Source organism: Streptomyces sp. NPDC048290 (assembly GCF_040652095.1).
Taxonomy (GTDB): domain Bacteria; phylum Actinomycetota; class Actinomycetes; order Streptomycetales; family Streptomycetaceae; genus Streptomyces.
On record NZ_JBEZLM010000012.1, the window covers coordinates 31,686 to 50,087 of the forward strand.

At 72.1% G+C, this 18,402-nt stretch carries 8 protein-coding genes and 1 pseudogene; 4 read left to right on the forward strand and 5 right to left on the reverse strand.

The window, feature by feature from the left end:
* Positions 1-33: 33 nt before the first annotated feature.
* Positions 34-6,495, reverse strand: coding sequence for an RHS repeat-associated core domain-containing protein (locus tag AB0D49_RS21620; RefSeq protein WP_362759624.1), 6,462 nt, complete (start codon positions 6,493-6,495; stop codon positions 34-36).
* 250 nt (positions 6,496-6,745) lie between these two features.
* On the opposite strand from AB0D49_RS21620, the gene AB0D49_RS21625 reads away from it, so the two are divergent.
* Complete coding sequence (locus AB0D49_RS21625) at positions 6,746-9,874, forward strand: VCBS repeat-containing protein (RefSeq protein WP_362759626.1); 3,129 nt, start codon at positions 6,746-6,748, stop codon at positions 9,872-9,874.
* A gap of 15 nt (positions 9,875-9,889) precedes the next feature.
* Here AB0D49_RS21625 and AB0D49_RS21630 read toward each other — a convergent pair.
* Together AB0D49_RS21630 and AB0D49_RS21635 are read right to left on the reverse strand one after the other, a co-directional pair.
* Positions 9,890-10,096, reverse strand: a pseudogene (locus AB0D49_RS21630) (ankyrin repeat domain-containing protein); the annotation flags it as partial.
* A gap of 146 nt (positions 10,097-10,242) precedes the next feature.
* Positions 10,243-10,893, reverse strand: coding sequence for a DUF4360 domain-containing protein (locus AB0D49_RS21635; protein WP_362759629.1), 651 nt, complete (start codon positions 10,891-10,893; stop codon positions 10,243-10,245).
* Positions 10,894-11,627: 734 nt separating this feature from the next.
* Between AB0D49_RS21635 and AB0D49_RS21640 the strand changes: the two genes are divergently transcribed.
* Positions 11,628-13,511: a glycerophosphodiester phosphodiesterase family protein gene (locus AB0D49_RS21640; RefSeq protein WP_362759632.1), complete on the forward strand. Its 1,884-nt coding sequence runs from the start codon at positions 11,628-11,630 to the stop codon at positions 13,509-13,511.
* A gap of 19 nt (positions 13,512-13,530) precedes the next feature.
* On the opposite strand, the gene AB0D49_RS21645 is transcribed toward AB0D49_RS21640, so the two are convergent.
* Positions 13,531-14,445, reverse strand: a complete 915-nt coding sequence (locus tag AB0D49_RS21645; protein ID WP_362759635.1) for a sulfite exporter TauE/SafE family protein — start codon at positions 14,443-14,445, stop codon at positions 13,531-13,533.
* A gap of 225 nt (positions 14,446-14,670) precedes the next feature.
* Between AB0D49_RS21645 and AB0D49_RS21650 the strand changes: the two genes are divergently transcribed.
* Entirely contained in the window at positions 14,671-16,116 is a 1,446-nt protein-coding gene (locus tag AB0D49_RS21650) for an SMI1/KNR4 family protein (RefSeq protein WP_362759638.1), read from the forward strand.
* Positions 16,117-16,158: 42 nt separating this feature from the next.
* On the opposite strand, the gene AB0D49_RS21655 is transcribed toward AB0D49_RS21650, so the two are convergent.
* Positions 16,159-16,617 carry an Rrf2 family transcriptional regulator gene (locus AB0D49_RS21655; RefSeq protein WP_362759641.1) on the reverse strand — a complete coding sequence of 153 codons (459 nt, stop codon included), beginning with the start codon at positions 16,615-16,617 and terminating at the stop codon, positions 16,159-16,161.
* A 506-nt stretch (positions 16,618-17,123) separates the two neighbouring features.
* On the opposite strand from AB0D49_RS21655, the gene AB0D49_RS21660 reads away from it, so the two are divergent.
* Positions 17,124-18,362 (forward strand): DUF6545 domain-containing protein, encoded by a 1,239-nt coding sequence (locus tag AB0D49_RS21660; RefSeq protein WP_362759644.1) that lies wholly within the window; start codon positions 17,124-17,126, stop codon positions 18,360-18,362.
* The last annotated feature ends 40 nt before the right edge of the window (positions 18,363-18,402 follow it).

The following is an 18,402-nucleotide window of genomic DNA, read 5'->3' on the forward strand; positions in this document are numbered from 1 at the left end:
CGTGCCGCACGGCACGGACCGGACTCACTGGGCTCACTTCTTGGACCAGTCCCCTCCCTCGTCATAGGTGACGTCCGGCGGGAACTGCTTCTTGCTGTAGCGGGACTGGCACTTCACACACACCGGGATCTCCACCCAGCGTTTGGCGCGCCAGCCGAACGCCTTGGTGAAGACCACCTTGCCGGGCCCCTTGCCGGTCTGGCGCTCCACGTCCCGCTCGGCGCAGCCGGTCGGGTTGGAGGAGCAGCCGATGAACACCTGGTCGGGGTTGTCGGGGTCGAATCCGGCGGTGTAGGTGGAGTGGTTGCGCCCCCTGTCCTCATGTCCTTGCAGGTCACGAGCATAGCGAGCAGCGCTGGCCTGGTTCTCCTGGCCCTCGCTCCACTCGGTGGCCTGCTGCTGGACGGCGTCCTGGGCCTGTTCCTTGGCCTCGGACTTGACCTCCTCCGCGACTCTGCGGGTGGCCCGCTGGACCGGCCGTTTCACCTGGGACGGTTTGGGCCGGGCCTTGGGCTGGGCGCGCGGGGTGGCGCGGGGCTTGGGCCGGGCCGCCGCCTTGCGGGCCGCCGCCCGCCGGGCCGCCGCCTTGCGGGCCTGGGCACGGGCGGCGCGGGCCCGAGCCTGCGCCGCGGCGCGCCGGGCCGCCGCGCGTTTCGCCGCCGCGCGGGCCGCCGCCCGCTTCGCCGCGGCGCGTTTGGCCGCCGCCGCCTTGCGGGCCGCCTCCCGGCGGGCCTTGGCCGCGGCACGCTTGGCCGCCTCGATGGCCCGCTTGCGGGCGAGGGCCGCGGCACGCCGGGCCGCCGCCTGGGCCGCCTTGCGGGCCGCGATGATCGCCGCGCGCCGGGCCGCCGCGCGGATCGCCGCCTGGATCGCGATCCGGGCCGCGATCCCGATGAGGATCGGGAAGAACGTGCCGGACGGGTCGGAGAAGGTGGCGGGCGCGTTGTTGCTGTAGGCGTACGGGTTCATGGTCGCCGGATGGCCGTAGTCGACCATGGGGTCGACCTGGAGGAACCGTCCGGTGGCCGGGTCGTAGTCGCGGGCGCCGAGCCGGGTGAGGCCGGTGTCCGGGTCGACCGTGCCGCCGACGAAGCCGCGCTGTCCGGGCCAGGCGGCGGGCTGCTGCCCGCGCGCGTCGCCGAACGGCGTGGCCTTGCGGCGGGTGACGCCGAGCGCCGGGTCCGCCAGGTCCACCACGGTGTGGGAGGTGCCGTGGTGGTCGGCCAGCATCAGCTGGCGTACCCCGCCGGTCGCCCGGACCGTGGTGGAGCCGTCGGGCAGCGGATAGAACCGCTCCGCCTTCTTGGTGGTGTTGCCCGCGTCGACGGTGAGTTCCGCCTCGGCGAGATACAGGGTGCGGCTGCCGTCGGCGCCGGTGCGGATCAGCCGCTGGCCGTCCGCGCCGTACAGATACGCCGTGGTCTTCGTGGCGCCGCCCGGGGCGGGCTGGGTGACCTTGCGGAGCTGGCCCTCGATGTCGTACTCGAGGGTCTGGTCGGTTCCGGCGTGCTGGCGGCCGGTGGTGTTGCCCGCCTTGTCGTAGCCGAAGGCGGCCGTGGTCTGCCCCTGCGGGCCGGTCGACTTGATCTCGGCCAGCGCGTTGGGACCGCCGACGCCCGGCTTGCCGTACACATAGTCACGGGTGACGTTCTTGGCGGGGTCGCCCGTGGTGTCGTGCTCGACGAGCCGCTTGCGGTTGCCCGCCTCGTCGTAGGTGAAGGACTGCCAGTACGCCTCGGGGCCGCCGACCGTGTCCTTGGTGGGACCGGCCGCGCAGTCGTCGGTCTTCGCGGTCCAGGCGGAGGTCATCTGCCGGAGCCGGTCGTAGGCGAAGCACTGGGTGTCCTTCTTGCCCGCGTCGGGCGCGGCACCACCCGGGGTGTCGGTGATCCGGGTGACGTTCCCGGCCTCGTCGTACTGGTACGACGTCTCGCTGATCCGCAGCGGGGCGATCGACCGGTCGAAGGTGGCCGTCTGGAGGCGGCGGGTGAACTCGTCGTAGACATAGCTGCCGTGGACCTGCTTGCCCGCCAGGCCCGCGTCGGTGCGGAGGATCTCACCGAACGCCGAGTACTCGGCGCCCGCCAGGTAGGTGGACGCGCCGCCGATGGAGATGGGCAGGTCGTCGGCGTTGTAGCGGAACACGACCCGCTCGGTGACCAGTCCGCCGACGCCGGGCACGGACACCCAGGCGAGGTTGCCGGTCGGGGTGTAGGAGTACTCGTACTCGTAGGTGCCCGCCAGGCCGGTCTCCTCGGCCGGGATCACCGTCTTGGTCTTCTTGACGCGGTAGGCGGTGTCGTAGGCGGTGACCTCCTCGCGGTACTCGCGGCCGTTGTCGTAGCGGATCTGCGCGGTCGGCATACCCTTGGCGACCGTGTCGTAGGTCCACTCCATGCGCTTGGTGCCGGTGACGCTGCCCTCCCGCAGCGAGGTCGGACGGCCGGCGTCGTCGTAGGTGGTGAACAGGGAGCGCTTCAGCGGGTCGATGGTCTCGACCACGTTGTCGGCGTTGTCGTAGCGCATCTCGGTGCGTCCGCCGTCGGGTTCGACGATCGCGGTCTGCCGTCCGCGCTGGTCGTACTCGAACTCGGTGACGGCGCCGCCCGGTGCGGTGACCGTGCGCAGGTTGTCGTGGTCGTCGTAGCCGTAGCGGGTGTCGCGCCAGGTGGTGCGGGCCTCGTCGGTGTACTCGCGCAGCCGCTCCACGCGGCCTTCGGCGTCCTCGAAGGTCGCGGTGACCGTGTCGCCCTTGGGCGGGATCGTGGTGGAGATGTCACCGTCGCGTTCGGTGGTGGTGCGCAGCTTCTCCGTGCCGCGGTAGTAGGTGACCTCGGCGGTGGGCTGGCCCAGGCCGTCGAAGGTGGTGCGGTTCTGGGACGAGACCTCGTTGTCCGGGACCTTGAGGAGTTCGGGCTTGGGCGCCTCCGGGTTGAAGTAGCCGTCGTTCTCCTTCCAGACCCGGCCGGCGCTGTCGTAGAAGACGTCGTTGACGATCCGTCCGGTGCCGACCGCCTTGTCCTGGGTCTGCCGCTGGCGCAGCAGTCCGTCGAGGATCTCGTAGGAGACGGCGTACTCGCCGTTGTCCTTCAGGGAGCGGGTGGTGACGATGGTCGGGCCGTCGCGGCGGACGGTGTAGTCGTAGGTGGCGGTGGGGGTCTGGGTCGCCGGGTCGCGGTCGATCTCCCAGACCTTCATCAGCCGCCCGAGCGGGTCGTACTCCATGGTGGCCGTACGGTTGTTGGCGTCGGTCTCGGTCAGCGGCAGGCCGCGGACATCGTCGAAGACGGTGGTCTCGGTGTGTCCGAGGGGGTCCGTGGAGACCTGCTTGACGGGGCGGGCCACGGTCGCGGGCGTGTAGACGACGGACGTCTTGCGGTTGTCCCCGTCCCAGGTCGCCAGCTCACGGCCGTGGAGGTCGTACTGGGTCTTGTCGATGGTGACATAGCCGTCGCCGGTGGCGTTCAGCTCCTGGACCTCGGTGGGCAGGCCCTTGACGGGGGCCGCGCCGAACGCCTGGTCGTCGTAGAGCGTGCGGGTGTCCTCGACCACCTCGCCGCCCGTGGCGTCGCAGGCGCCCAGGAACGTCCGCTCCCGGGACTCCGACTCCAGCAGATGGGCACTGGTGTTGCGGGTGTAGGTGGTGGTGGAGCAGCGCAGCTTGCCGCCGGGTGACTTCTCCTCGACCCGGACCGGCAGTCCGTGGCTGTCGTAGGTGGTGGTCTCGGTGGAGGTGCGCCAGGTGGTGCCCTTGACGTGTTCGCGGGTGCGGACCGTCTCGGGGCGGGTCATCCACGCTTCCAGGGCGGTGGTCCCGGCCCGGGTGCGGGTGGCGGTCTTCACCGCCCAGGGGGTGGTGACGGTCGCCGAGTCGATCGCTCCGCCGTCGGCGGCGTAGGTGATCTGTTCCAGCAGCTGGCCCTGGTAGTGGCCCAGGTCGTCATAGCTGGTGCCGTCGCTGGTGATCACCGCTGAGGTGCGGGTGCCGGACGGGAGCTTGTCGCCGTGCAGACCGCGGAAGTAGCGGTGCTCGGTGAGCTGCTTGACATCACTGCCGCCGCCCTGCCGGGTGCGGACCGTCTCGTAGCCGCGGTACTGCGACCAGGTGCGGTGCTTGTTCTCGGTGAACTCGCTGTCGTCGTACGCCCATCCGGCGCCGCCCTGGAATTCGTAGGAGGTGACCTTGGCGGGGCTGCCGGCGACCAGGTCCTCCTCGCTCACCTGGGTGACCAGGTACTTGTGGAACCAGTCCTTGACCGGGTTCAGCGCGCCCTTGGGAGTCCAGTACTGCGGGAAGCAGCGCATGCTGTTGGCCTCCGGGGAGGCGGGCATCCGCTTCGGCTCCAGGACCTGGCAGTCACGGGGCGAGTAGGTGATCCCGATCCGGCCGCCGGTCTCGGTGTCGATGGCGTGGACGCGGTGGCGGGAGTACGGGGGCAGGCCCTCGACGCCGTCGACGCGGTTGTCCATCTGGAGACCGGCGAAGGACACCTTCGGCATCGGCGCGGTGGCACCGGCGCCGTGTCCGGTGCGGGTGATGGACTCCAGCCACAGCGCCGGGGAGGTGGCATCACCGGTCGGCGGGTAGGTCTGCTCCAGGTCCCAGGTGTCCACCGTCTTGAGTGCCGTTCCGGCGAGGACGCTGGTGGTGATCTTCACCAGGCGCTTGGTCGACCAGAACGTCGGGGAGTACTTGTCCGTGCACTTGGCCCCGGAGGCGCACTCCTGGTCCAGCGGGGTGTCCGGCCAGTGCTTGGCGTTCGCGGTGGTCCGCTTGGACTCCGCGCAGTCGAACGTCCCCGGGATGCACCGCTCGGTCACGGTGAACGCGACCCGTCCGGCGGGCTGGACCCCGAACAGCTTGTCCGAGCGCAGCCCGTAGTCGATCCGGGCGAGCTGGGCGTTGCGGTCGTAGACCGCCTGCTGGTCGGCCTTCATCTGCTGGCCGTAGTAGTTGGTCCACTTGTTCCACCACAGCGTCATGGCGTCGCCGAGCGGATCGACCACGTAGTCCAGGTTCCAGCGGTAGACCTGCTTGCAGTCGGAGTCCGCGAACGCGGTCGCGTTGCAGGGCTCGCCGGGGTGGTTGCCGAACACCGGGACGGTCAGCGCCGAGTTGGTGACGGTGCCCTCGGGGGCGCCGGGCAGCTTGTTCAGACCGAAGTGGTAGCGGGTGCCGTCGGTGGTGGTGAGGATCCAGTACTCACCGCCCGTACCGCCGTTGGCGGCACCGCTCTTGTGCTCCAGACGCGAACCGTCGTCGTCGGCCGGACGCCACTCGTCGGTGCCGTCCTTCTTGACCAGCTCGGTGGTGTTGCCGCCCAGCGACATCACCACATGGTCCGAACCCCAGCACAGATCACCGCTCTCACCGGTGTTGTTGGGCTTCTTCCCGCCGATCTCGCCCTTGTCGTCGGCGCAGGAGCGGTAACGCCGCTCGATGAAGCCGGGCTCGTAGTCCCAGCCCTCCGCGATCCACGACGACTGCCCGTTGGTGGACGCGGTACGGCCGTCCACGGCCTGCGAGGAGTACGACAGCGCGACCTCGGGCTGCGGACCACCGGGCACCTCGGGCGCCTCGATCGGATAGGTCCAGGAGAACCCGCCCGACGACGAGCCCGCCATCCACGAACCCGACGGTGACAGCGATGTCGCCTCATGACTGCCACCGGGTCCCGACGCGGCGGCCGTGGCGGCGAACACCGCGCGCCCGGCGGCGAGATCGGCGTTCGCGGTGACGGTCTTCGCGGCCGGGTCGTTGGCGCCCGGCAGCGCGGTACGCGTCCGGCAGCGCTCCAGCTCCGGCGAGGTCAGCGCACACGCCGGGAGCCGGTACAGACGCAGCCGCGAACCCCAGTCACCACCGAACGTGTCCTTGATCGACGCGTAGTCCAGCTCCAACTGGACCGAACCCGAAGCGGCCGGGGCGAGCCCCGCACCGCCGGGCGCCACGGTGAACAGCACGCCCTGCACACCCGCCTTGCGGGCCGTGGCCGGGTCCTTCACCTGCACGTCGACGGCGGTGCCGGTCCGGGCGGCGGGCCGCTCGGGCGCCGCGCCGCGCAGGGCGAGACCGTCGGCCTTCGCTCCGGCGGACGGGACCTGACGGACCGTCACCATACGGTCTTGGACGGGACCTTGACCGGTTCCCGCGAGCGGGTCCGCCGTGCCGGAGGCGAGTTCCGCCCGGCCGTCCGCCGGGCCGTCCGTCCGGCCGTCGGGTCCGGTGACGACGGTGGTGAAGCTGTCGGCCGCGACCTGACCGGCCGTGGCACGGAAAACGCCCTCGGCGTCGTCACGCGCCTTCGGGCGTTTCTGCTTGAAGTCCTCTCCGAGGACGGCTCTTTCACGATGCTCGGCGGTACGCCGGGTCTCACCGTCGGCGGCGCTGGCGTCGTCGGGGATCAGCCCGACGAAGAGAATCAGCCCCACGGCGAGCGACACGGATCTGTGCCAGTGACCGAAGTAACGCAGCTGTCTTATCAGCTGGTCCACTGATGGACCTCCCCCTAACTCACTCAACAACTCACTCAATGTGATCGAGTGGTGAACGGTCAGACACAGTAAGCGCTCTCGATCTTCCTGACAAGGAACTCACAGGTAATGCGACAACCCCCACTTCGCCCAACTCTCGGTCAAGAAAAGCCCTGGTGGCGTGTACTGTTCGGCGTCGCGGCCCGGACAACGAGGGTCGCGACGGCCCCCCAGAGGGGGACGTAGTGGAACGACTCCGGGGGGATCGCCCATGCCTGTAGAAACCCGAAGACAGCGCCCGACCCGGCGCTGGTCACGGGCCGCACTCGTCGCGGTGCTCACCGGCGGAACGCTGGGCCTGACACCGCTGACCCCGTCGGGACCGCTCGGCGCCACGTCCGCCGAGGCCGCGCCCCTGACCGCCGAGGAACGGGCCCTTCAGCGGGCCGCCGAGACCGGACAGCCGGTGGAGGTGGCCGCCGCCCGCTCCGAGACCAGCGAGACCCACGCCCTGCCCAACGGCAATCTGCGCACGACGCAGCACACCCTGCCGGTCCGGGTGCGGCGCGAGGGCACGTGGCTGCCCGTCGACACCACCCTCACCGAGGCGGCGGGCCGGGTCCGGCCGCAGGCCGCACCCGGCGACATCACCTTCTCCGCGGGCGGCGACACCAAGCTGGTGACGCTCGCCGACCGGGGCGGGGAACTCGCCCTGACCTGGCCGAAGGCGCTGCCGAAGCCGGTCCTCGACGGCGCCGTCGCCACCTATCCCGAGGTCTTCCCCGGGGTGGACCTCGCGGTCCGGGCCAGCGTGGACGGCTTCAGCCAGGCGCTGATCGTGAAGACACCCGAGGCCGCCGACCGCCCCGAGCTGAAGCAGGTCGGCTTCGGGCTGCGCACCGAGGGCCTCGACGTCCGGGAGGACGCCACCACGGGCAGCCTCCAGGCGGTGAACGCGGCCGGTCAGACGGTGTTCGCGTCCTCCACGGCCCGGATGTGGGACTCGTCGGGCGCGGCCGAGCAGGCACCGCCGCCGCCCACGACCACCCGGCAGGGCGCCCCGGCGGCGAAGGCGCCCGCCCCGCCCGCCCCGTCCGAGCCCGGTCCGCTGACCCCGGGCACCAAGAGCAGCGAGGTCGGTGTCGAAGTCGGCGGTGGCCAGATCGTGCTGACACCCGATCAGAAGCTGCTGGACGCGCCCGACACCACCTTCCCGGTCTATATCGACCCGCGGATGACCGGCACCCGCGAGGCATGGACCATCGCCTACAAGCCCCACTCCACCAGCAGTTACTGGAACGGCACCGGCTGGAGCGGCGGCACCACCAACGAGGCCCGGGTCGGCTACGAGTCCTCGACCGGCGGCACGGCCCGCTCCTTCTTCCGGGTCGGCTCGAAGTTCCTGGCCGGGGTGAAGGTGGTCGACGCCCAGTTCCAGATCACCGAGACCCACTCCTGGTCCTGCACCCCGAAGCCGGTGGAGCTGTGGCTGACCGGCGGGATCTCGTCCAAGACCACCTGGAGCGCCCAGCCGTCCTGGACGACCCGTCAGGACAGCCGCAACTACGCCCATGGCAACGAGTCGTTCGGCTGCCCCAACAAGGCCGTCGACTTCACCGCGATGGACGCGGCCGTGAAGGCGGCGGCGGGCAAGTGGACGAACATCACCTTCGGGCTGCGCGCCCCGCAGAGCGCGGAGGACAACAAGGACGAGTACAGCTGGAAGAAGTTCAGCCCGGACGCCAAGCTGATCGTCGAGTTCAACCGTCCGCCGAACGCGCCCTGGGCACTGGACACCGTCCCCAGCACCAAGGTCGGCACGACCGAGTGCGGCAACGGCTCCACCTATGTGACGGTCGGCAACACCGACGTCGAACTGAGCGCGCAGGTGTACGACCCGGACGGCGGCGCGGTCAATGTCCAGTTCCATCTGTGGGCGACCGCCAAGCGGGACGTGGCCCCGGGGCTGCTGTTCGACAAACGCGTCAAGGTCACCGTCAAGGCCGGTGACACCAAGGGCGCCCAGGCACGGGTGTCGGTGTCCAAGACGCTGCTGACCCAGCACATGGGGGCGAGCGCGGGACAGTTCTCGTGGAAGGCGCAGGCCGAGGACACGGTGGACGCCAATCTCGCGTCCGACTGGACCCCGACGGCGGGCGCGCCGGGCTGCCGCTTCGGGTTCGACCCGCAGGCACCGTCGGTGATGCCGAAGGTCACCTCCAAGGGCGGTCTCTTCCCGGAGACCGTGCCCGGGGCGGAGCCCGTCGAGGGCGCGCTGCCGCGCACCGAGGGCGAGTTCGAGTTCGGCGCCAACGGGGTGTCCGACGCCACGAAGTACCTGTACGACCTGGACCGGACCCCGCCGAGCAAGGAGGCCAAGCCCGCCGTCAAGGGCGGTACGGCGACGGCGAAGGTGACCCCGCTGACGCCCGGCCCGCACACCCTGTACGTGCGGATCGTCGACGCGGGCGGCAACCCCGGCCCGGTCTACCCGTACCGCTTCTACGTCAAGAGCCCCGGTGTCCCGGACAAGCCCGGTGATGTCAACGGCGACGGGATGCCGGACTTCTTCGCCCTGGACGGCACGAACGACCTGCGGCTGTACGGCGGGACCGGCGGCGGACAGGTCGCCACCGTGGTGCCGCTGTCCTCCGGGGGCGGCTGGAACAACGCGCTGCTGACCCACCGCGGCGACTGGACCGGCGACTTCTACGAGGACCTGGTGGCCCGGCGCGCCGACGGCAAGCTGTGGGTGTACCCGAACAACGGGCTGGGCGAGTTCGCCGAGGCGACCAAGCAGGAGGTGTACCTCTTCCCGGACCCGGAGACCGAGGTGCCGCTGGACCCGGCGACCATCAAGCAGATCGTGTCGGTCGGGGACATCACCCCGGACACGGAGTCGGCCAACCCCGACTTCGTGGCGGTGATCGGCGACCAGCTCTGGTTCCTGCCCGGCCACGCCTACGGCACGGTCGACTCCGGCTATCTCATCGGCAGCTCCGGCTGGGGCGTGATGCAGCTGGCGTCCTCCGGTGACGTCGACGGCGACGGTTTCGCCGATCTGATCGCCCGCAACACCGCCACCGGCGAGCTGTGGCTGTACCACGGCAGGAGCCGGGGCGACGCGGACGGCGACGGTGTCCCCGACGGCGGCACCGACCCGGCGTCCCTCGGGGCGGGCGCGCAGCGCACCGCGTACGGCACGGGCTGGACCACGGCCGCGCGTCCGCTGTTCACCGGCTCCGGTGACAGCAACAACGACGGCGTGCCCGACCTGTGGTCGACGACCGCCAACGCCACGGCGGGGCTGGAGTTCGTGCCCGGCCGCAAGACGGGCCCGGTCGGTCCGCCGACGGTGGTCGGCACGGGCGGCTGGCAGGCGGTCCGCCTGATCTCGTAGCGCCCGCTCAACAGCTCACCGACGGCCGGTCTCCCCACCCAGGAGACCGGCCGTCACGCGGTCCGGGCACGCTCCCTCGAGGGCCCACTCCCTCGGGGTGCGCCCGGTCCCGCCGTCCTCCCGCACCTCCGGACCGGCCCCGGCGGCGAGCAACTCCCGGACGACCTCGTGATGCCCCCAACAGGCCGCAGCGCAGAGCGGGGTGCCTTCGGCGCCGGGTCCCGGCGCGGACGCCGACCGCCGTTCTGGCGGGGCGGCACGTGCCGACAATCGGCGGGGGGAGAGGCGGGCGGGCGGTGGCCCGGACACCGGCCGAAGGGGTGCCGGTGTCCGGGGGGCAAGGGTCCCGGACCAGCGGTCCGGGAGGGTCAGGGCTTGGCGGGGCACTCCTTCCAGGCCAGGTGGTAGATCGTGTTGATGTCGCCGTCCGTGGAGTCCATCGTCATGAAGCTGGTCTTGGTGGCGTCGGTGCCCGCGGTCACCCGCAGCTCCGTGTTGACGTTGAAGTTGCGCTGCGCGCCGCAGGGCGCCCACACCAGCTGGGCCCAGTCGGTCTCGTCGGTGGCCTGCCAGTTGTCGTTGAGCGGGCCACGGTAGGGGTGGGTGCGCTGCTGGGTGTCGGGCGAGCCCTGGAAGTAGTACGAGGCCCGCTGGGTGCCGGTGGAGCCGGGCTGGAGGGCGGCGAAGCCGCGGTAGTCGACGCTGGCGATGGCGTAGGTGAAGCCGCCGGGGACATGGACCACCAGGCTGAGCTGGCAGTTCTTGCGGAAGGCGGTCGGTGAGGAGTTGCCGCCGGCCTGGGCGAGGTACTCGGAGTAGGTCACGGTGAACGCCGTGTTGTCCTCGGAGACGGCCACGGCGGTGGTGCCCTGGGGACAGCCGGAGCCGTTCACCGTGGCGACCTTGATGATGATCTTGTCCGGGGGCGGGTCGGCGAACGCGTCGGTCGGGTTGTGCGCGGGGACGGCGGTGGCGAGCAGTGCGCTGATCGCACCACCGAGAATCAGTCCGGCGGTCATGGTTCTCCTGTCTGTGCCAGGTCCGGGGACCGGCTCGCGCCTGGTCCATGGGTGGTTCCAGTGCCTGGTCGGGGGGTGGCACCTGGTCGGTCCTGATGCCGGTCTCCGCGCATGGGCACGCATGAATGACGTGCACATGACACGCTTCAACTGGCATCACTCCCCGTCCTGGAGCCCGTTGTGAATGCGCTGTGAAGACCGGGAGCGGTCGCATCGTAGGGGCGCGGACGGGGAGTGGTCAGGTCGTTATCCAGCCAACCGGGAGCCGACCTTCCGCCCGTCCCGTTGTCGTCGGACGCCTATTAATCAGGCCACTTTCCCCTGGTCAGTGAGTAGCGGGCCGGGGTCGGGCGATGGTATTGGCCACAGGGAAGCAGCCGTTCCGGGAAACGCCCCGGCCTCCCTGACGGAGCACCGGTACACCGCGCCCAACGGCCCGGCGGACACCGCCCGCGCGGCACGCCGTCCGCACCTCCCCCACAAACGGAGGGGCCATCGACCACGCCGCGCGCCGCCCGTTGTGCGGTGTCGGCGTCATCGCCACCGTGCCGTTCCCCGTGCGGCGGCGGTACGCCCCGCGCCGCACGCCCGCCCAGCCGTACTCCCGCCCAGCCGCGCTCCCCTCCCGTCCCGTCCCCTCCCCTCCCCTCCCGCCCCTCCCTCCCCGCCCGCGTTTCCCAACCGGTCACGCGGCGGACGCCCCTTGGACGAACGGCGGTTCTAGCTTCACCGGCATGATCTTCCGAAACCTCCGATACAAGCCCAGACCGGCCCGAGCCGGTGCCGCGCTCGTCGCCGTGGGCTCCCTGCTGCTGCTCCCGCTCGCCTCGTCCGCGAGCGCCGACACCACCGTCGACCCCGGTGACGTGGTGATCTCCGAGAACTTCGACTCCGGGGCGATACCGGCCGGCTGGCGGGCCGTCGACGGCGAGTGGCAGGTGCAGAACGGCCGTCTGGTCGGCACCGCCGCCTCCGGCACCAAGAAGCTCACCTTCGGCTCGCACCTGGAGAACTACCGCTTCGAGGCGACCGCCCGCTTCGAGTCCGTCAACGAGGCCACCCGCTGGTTCGCGCTCGGCCTCGACGTCCCCGCCTCCGGCGCCACGCCCTGGTGGATCGCCACCCTGCGCAGCGGCTCCACCGCCACCAACGGTGTGGAGTTCGCCCAGCTCACCCCGTCCGGCGCGTGGAACGTCACGAACACCGCCGCCGCCCCGCAGGCCGCCGCCACCGGACGGGACGTCAAGGTCCGGATCGAGGTGCACGGCCACCAGGCCGCCTGGTTCCTCGACGGCCGGCAGCTGATGCGCACCAACCAGCTCCAGCGCTCCGCCGACGGCGGACTCGCGTTCGTCGTCAACGGCGCGAAGGTGTCGTTCGACGACGTCAAGGTGACCGCGCTCGGCCCCAACGGGTATCTGCGGGCCGAGGGCGCCCCGATGACCGTCATCGCGCACCGCGGCGCGTCCTCCGCCGCCCCCGAGAACACCCTCCAGGCGCAGGAGATCGCCCGCCGCGGCGGCGCCGACTTCATCGAGAACGACGTCCAGCTCAGCAAGGACGGCGTCCCGTATCTGATGCACGACTACACCGTCGACCGCACCACCGACGGCACCGGTGACATCACCGCCCTCACCGCCGCCCAGCTCGACGCGCTGGACGCCGGGTCCTGGTTCGCGCCCACCTTCACCGGCGCCAAGGTGCCGACCCTCGCCCAGCAGCTGGCCGATCTGCGCACCCGGGGCGGCAGTCTGCTGCTGGAGGTCAAGCGGGCGGACAGCAAGGACCAGGTCGCGAAGATGCTGGACGTGGTCCGCGCGGAGCGGATGACCGGCCGGGTCTTCGTGCAGAGCTTCAGCAAGGACCACCTGCGCTGGGTCCGCGACCTCGCCCCGGAACTCCCCACCGGCCTGCTCGTCGGCGCCCTGGACGCCGACCCGGTCGCCGTCGCCAAGGACCTGGGCCTGTCCTCGTACAACCCCAGCGGCGGCGCCCTGGAGACCCGCCCCGAGGTGGTGAAGCGGCTGCACGACGCCGGGATCGCCACCATGGTGTGGACGATCGACTCCGCCGCCAAGTGGCAGCAGTACGAGAAGTGGGGCGTCGACGCCATCATCACCAACCGGCCGACCGAGCTGACCGGCTGGAACCAGGCGCAGGGCCAGCGGGTCGTCCCCGTGACGGCGGCGGCCGTGACCTCCCCCGCCGACGGAGCCGTCCTGAACCGCGCGCAGCGCCCGGTCCTCGCGGTGGACATCGACAACGCGGACGCCACGAAGACGGAGATCACCGTGGACGGCGTCGCCCACGAGGCCGGTGAGCCGCTGGACCTGACCCGGCTGACGGCGGGCAGGCACACGGTGACGGTCGAGGCGACCGGCGCGTCCGGCACCGCCACCGCGTCCAGCACGTTCACGGTGACGGCCGATCAGGCGGGCCTCGGCCATCTGATCCTCACCTCGGGCGGCAAGGACAACACCGTCGCCCTGCTCCTCGGCGAGCTGGCCAAGGAGCAGTACACGCTGCTGGCGAAGACGGCGGAGCTGGCGGGCCGGCACGGCAGCCTCCCGGCGGACGCGGCGAAGCTGATCGCGGCGGACGCGAAGCTGCTCCGGTAGCCCCGGTACGCGGAGGCGGTCAGCGCGCGGCGCCCGCCTCCGCGACCGGTTCCGCGCTCCCGGTCAGGGCCCGCTCCCGAAGATGCGCCCGGATCGAGTAGCCGAGCGCGGCGGCCCACAGCGCGTACGCGGCGACGTACACGACGGCCGCCGTGCCGCCGGAAACAGCCACCCAGTCACTGTTCAGCAGCGTGCGGATGTTGGTGACGACGATGAGGCCGCCGACGGCGGAGCCGAGTACGCGCGGCGGCATCAGCCGTACCAGCCAGGCGGCGAGCGGCGCGGCGAGCAGCCCGCCGAGCAGGAACGCGGCGACCCAGGCGAAGTCGACGCCTCGCGACCCGAGCGAGAACAGGAAGCCGAGACTGGCGGCCACCGCCACCAGGAACTCACTGGTGTCGATGGACCCGATGACCTTACGGGGCTCCATCCGCCCGGAGGCCAGCAGCGCGGGCGTGCCGACCGGCCCCCAGCCGCCTCCACCGGTCGCGTCCAGGAACCCGGCGACCAGTCCGAGCGGGGTGAGGAACCGGCGGCCCGGCGGGGAGCCGAGGCGGCGGCGCGGGATGCCGCGCAGGGTGAACCGGGTCAGGACGTAGGCCCCGAGGCCCAGCAGGAGGAGGGCCATCACCGGCTCGGCGACCTCGGTGGACAGCCGGGACAGCACGGTCGCCCCGAGGAAGGCGCCGACGGCGCCGGGGACGCCGATCCGGGCGACGACCTTCCAGTCCACATTGCCGAACCGCCAGTGCGAGACGCCCGACATCAGGGTCGTCCCGATCTCGGCGAGATGCACGGTGGCCGAGGCGGCGGCCGGATTGGTGCCGAGGGCGAGCAGCAGGGTCGTGGAGGTCACTCCGTACGCCATGCCGAGGCTGCCGTCCACGAGTTGGGCCCCGAAGCCCGCGAGGGCCAGCAGGATGATGGTGCGCATGGGCGTACGCCCTTCCTTCGCTTCGGATTCCCGGCTTTCCTGGTTTTCCCACCGATTGAGTAGGAATGGCGGGGACGGCAGGGACGCTAGACGGGCCGTCTGTGGAGAGCCTTTGACGACGGGAACGGGGGACGGGGACGGGCCCCGGGGGCAGGGGGGCCGGAGGACAGGAGGGCCACTGACTACGATCACGGAAACCGTCCGCCCGGGAATCCAGGAGCCCCAGTGCCACCGTCGCTTCCGCCCTCGACGCCCCCCACGTCCCCCACCTCCCCCACGTCCCCCACCTCCCCCCTCCACGACTTCGGCACCTGGGCGCCCCTGCTGAAGGTGCTGTGGGCGGCGAACGAGGAACAGCTGGCGGCCCCGGAGGGCCAGGTGGCGGGCCAGATCGGCCGGGGCGGCTGGAGCCTGCCGATCCACTCCCCGAGACCGGCACCGGGCCGGGCGGCACAGATCGAGGACGCCCAGGACGAGTACGACGCGGTGGACCGGGTGCGGGAGGCGCTGGCGGCGTCGGAAGTGGACGACATCTCCTTCACGGCCCGGATATCCCCCTCCGGCGAGGCGGACCTACGCCTCCTGACCCGGGGCCCGGCGGTGGAGCCGGGCATCGGCAACCCGCACCCGGGGGCACTCCTCCTGGTCCCCGACGCGGTACCGCTCCCCTGGCGCACCCTCCCCGCCCCGACCCCGGAGGCGACCCCCGCCCCCTCCGCCGACCCCGGGACCCTGGAACGCACCGTCCGCGCCCGCCTCCCGCACGCCAAGGGCGCCACCGAAACGGACCTCGCCGAGACGGAAGCCCGCCTCGGCATCCCCCTCCCCGCCGAGCTGAGGGCCCTGTACCGGGTGACCCGGGCGCGCGTGCAGGACCACACCGGGGACCTGGCGGCGGCGGACCGCGAGTACGACGCCGTCGGCTGCGAACTCCTCCCCCTCACCGGCCTCTACCTGGCCGACCCCTCGACCCGCCCCGCCCCCTTCGCCCACGGCGCCCTTCAGGCGGCGGTCACCCGCCCCGACGACGCCGTCCAGGGCCTGGTCGGCTCCCCCGGCTGGCTGGTCTTCGGCGACAACGGCGGCGGCGACCGCCTGGCGGTGGACCTGACGCCGGGCCCGCGCGGACACCGGGGCCAGATCATCCTGATCGGCCACGAGGAGTACGTGGGCGCGGAGCTGCTGGCGGACTCCTTGACGTCCCTGATCCTGAACGGCCGGACACGGGGCCGACGGACCCGCCGCGCGGACGACGCCCCCGCGGTGGCCCACGTCAACGACTACGCCGTCCCCACGGTGGAGGCGGCGGCCCACCCGGACCTGGAGGTCCTGTCCCTGGGCGTCCGCGACGCACCCCCCGCGACCCTCGCCCCGGTCCTGTCCCTCCCCCGCCTGCGCACCCTGTCGGCCTACCCCAACACCCTCGCGGACCCCCGGGAGATCGCCGCCCTTCAGCACCTGGAGTTCCTGGCCCTCCCCCCGGACACCTGGCACACCCTCCTCACCACGGCCTCGGTCCCCCGCACACTCCTGGCAGCGTCGATCAAGGTCCAGGGCAGCGAAGACCCCATCCGGATCGTGGAGTTGGCGAACGAGATCCTGGGGTTGTGGGGGCGGCCGGGGATCGGCGAACGGCAGCTGACGGGCGCGGTGCCGCACCCGCGCGGGTAGCGCGGGGACGCCGCTCGCGGTACCCCACCCGTGGGCATCGGTTCACGGATTCACCCAAGAAGCCGGATCCGCCGCCAGTTCCCGGACCCCCTCCGGCAGCTCGGCCCCCGCGATGTCCGCGATCGTGACGCCCTCCAGGATCTTGCGGACGTTCGCGCGCAGGGCGATCCACAGGGGGAGGAGGGGTTCGGCGGAGCCGGTGTAGGTGAGGGTCGTGGGGCGTTCGCCGCGGACCGAGACGATCGGGCCGTCGACCGTGCGGATCACGTCCGCCACCGTGATCTCCGTGGCGGCGCGGGCCAGCCGGTAGCCGCCGCCTCCGCCCCGGCGGCTCTCCACCACGCCGCCGCGCCGGAGGTCGCCGAGGATGCCCTCCAGGAACTTGTGCGGGATGTCCTGCGCGGCGGCGATCGTCTCCGCCTTCACCGGGGCGCCGCCCGTCCGGACGGCGAGTTCCAGTACCGCCCGCACCGCGTAGTCCGCCCTTGCCGAGATCCTCATGCGCCCATTGTGAGGTGCGGGCCGCGCGGCCCGGCACCGGCCGGAACGAGGAGGCCCGGCGGTGGGATTCGGGCCGTTGTCCGGGGGGCGGGTAGGCGGGGCGCGCCGCGGTGTCCGGGGCGTGGGCGGCGGGGGCGGGGGCGGCGGGGTGTGCGGGGCGGGGCGCCCGAGGCGGGGGCGGGCGGGGGCGTTCACGGTCGGGACGACGGCGGGGGCGAGGGAGAGGGCGGCGGCGGCCCTCGGCCGGGCGGGAGAGGGGTTCCGTGGCGGGCCCCAACTTGTTTGCGAGCGTGTGGAGTTGAGGAGGGGAGGGGCTGAGCCGTGGGGTGGAGGGGTGGGTTCCGGTTGGGGGTGGGGGGGCTCGGGGCGGGTCGGCGGGCGCACCGTCGCTTTCCGGCCGTACCGGTGCCGGGCGGTCGGCCAACGGGCCGCGGGCGCGTGACGCGGACACTTCCAGCCGCGTAATCTCGCCACAAGCTGCCGGACGGCGGTGAGAAGGGGGTCCGATGAACATCGCGGGCGCGCTCGCGCCGGCTCCCGCAGCCTTCCTCGGTGAGCTGTACGACTCGTTCATCTGGATTCCGACCGCCGTGCTGCTGGCCGCGCTGGCCATCAAGGCACCCACCGTCCTGCGGCTGTGGAAGGAACCCCTGCTGCGCGCGGTCGGCGGGCTGCTGCTGCTCGCCTGCGCGGTGTTCGTGTTCGTCGCGCCCGCCACCATCGCCTGGGTCAACCGGATCACCGGTGTGCCCAACATCGCCGCGCCCTGGGTGTACTCGCTGCTGATGGCGTTCTGCGCGGCCTGTCTGCTGCTGCTCTTCGCCTGGCGGGACGGCACGGCCGAGCCGTCCGCCGCCGTGCGCAGCGCCCGGCGCTGGGTGATCGGCGGGTACGCGGGGGTGACCGTCGCCCTGTGGGTGCTGTTCTTCCTCGCCGACGCCGACGTGGAGCGGCTGCACGATCTCGACACGTACTACGCCACCACGCCCTTCATGGGGCAGATGATCGTGCTCTATCTGGTCGCGCACTCGGTCGCCGTGCTCATCACCTCGCGGCTGCTGTGGAACTGGGTGCGGGCCGACGGGCTGGACATCTGGCTGCGCTGGGGGCTGCTCGCGCTCGGCGCCGGATACGCGCTCAACCTGGTCTTCGACGCGGCCAAGTTCACCGCCGTCGCCGCCCGCTGGGCCGGGCGGGACCTGGACTGGCTGAACACCGGGGTCGCCCCGCCGGTGGCCTGTCTGTCGGCGATGCTGATCGCGGCCGGGTTCATCCTGCCGCACTCGGGCCAGTATCTGCGCGGGCGCTGGCGGGTGCGGCGGGCCCTGCACGAACTGCGTCCGCTGTATCTGCTGACCCGGGCGGCGCACGGCTCCGGGGTGCCGGTGAGCCTCGGGGCCTCGCCGGAGCTGCGGCTGATCCGCCGGGAGACCTTCATCCGCGACCAGTTGCTCCTGCTCGCCCCGCACTTCGACGAGGACCTGTGGCAGCGCTCGTACGACACGGCCAGCGGGCTCGGTCTGGAACCGGCGGCGGCGCGGGCCGTGGCGGGCGCGCTGACCGTGCAGGACGTGCTGGCCCGCCCCGCGCTCGCCGCCGACCGGGCCGGTGACGGGGAGGCGGACGCCACCCGGCTGCTCCAGGAGATCGCCGCCGTGTCCACGGCCCTCGGCCGCCCCGACGTCCTCGCGGCGGTACGCTCGCGCACCGCCGACACCGTACGGAGTGTGCCCGTCCATGAGTGAGCTGTCCGGGAGGGGACCGTCCAGGCGTCAGACGTCCAGG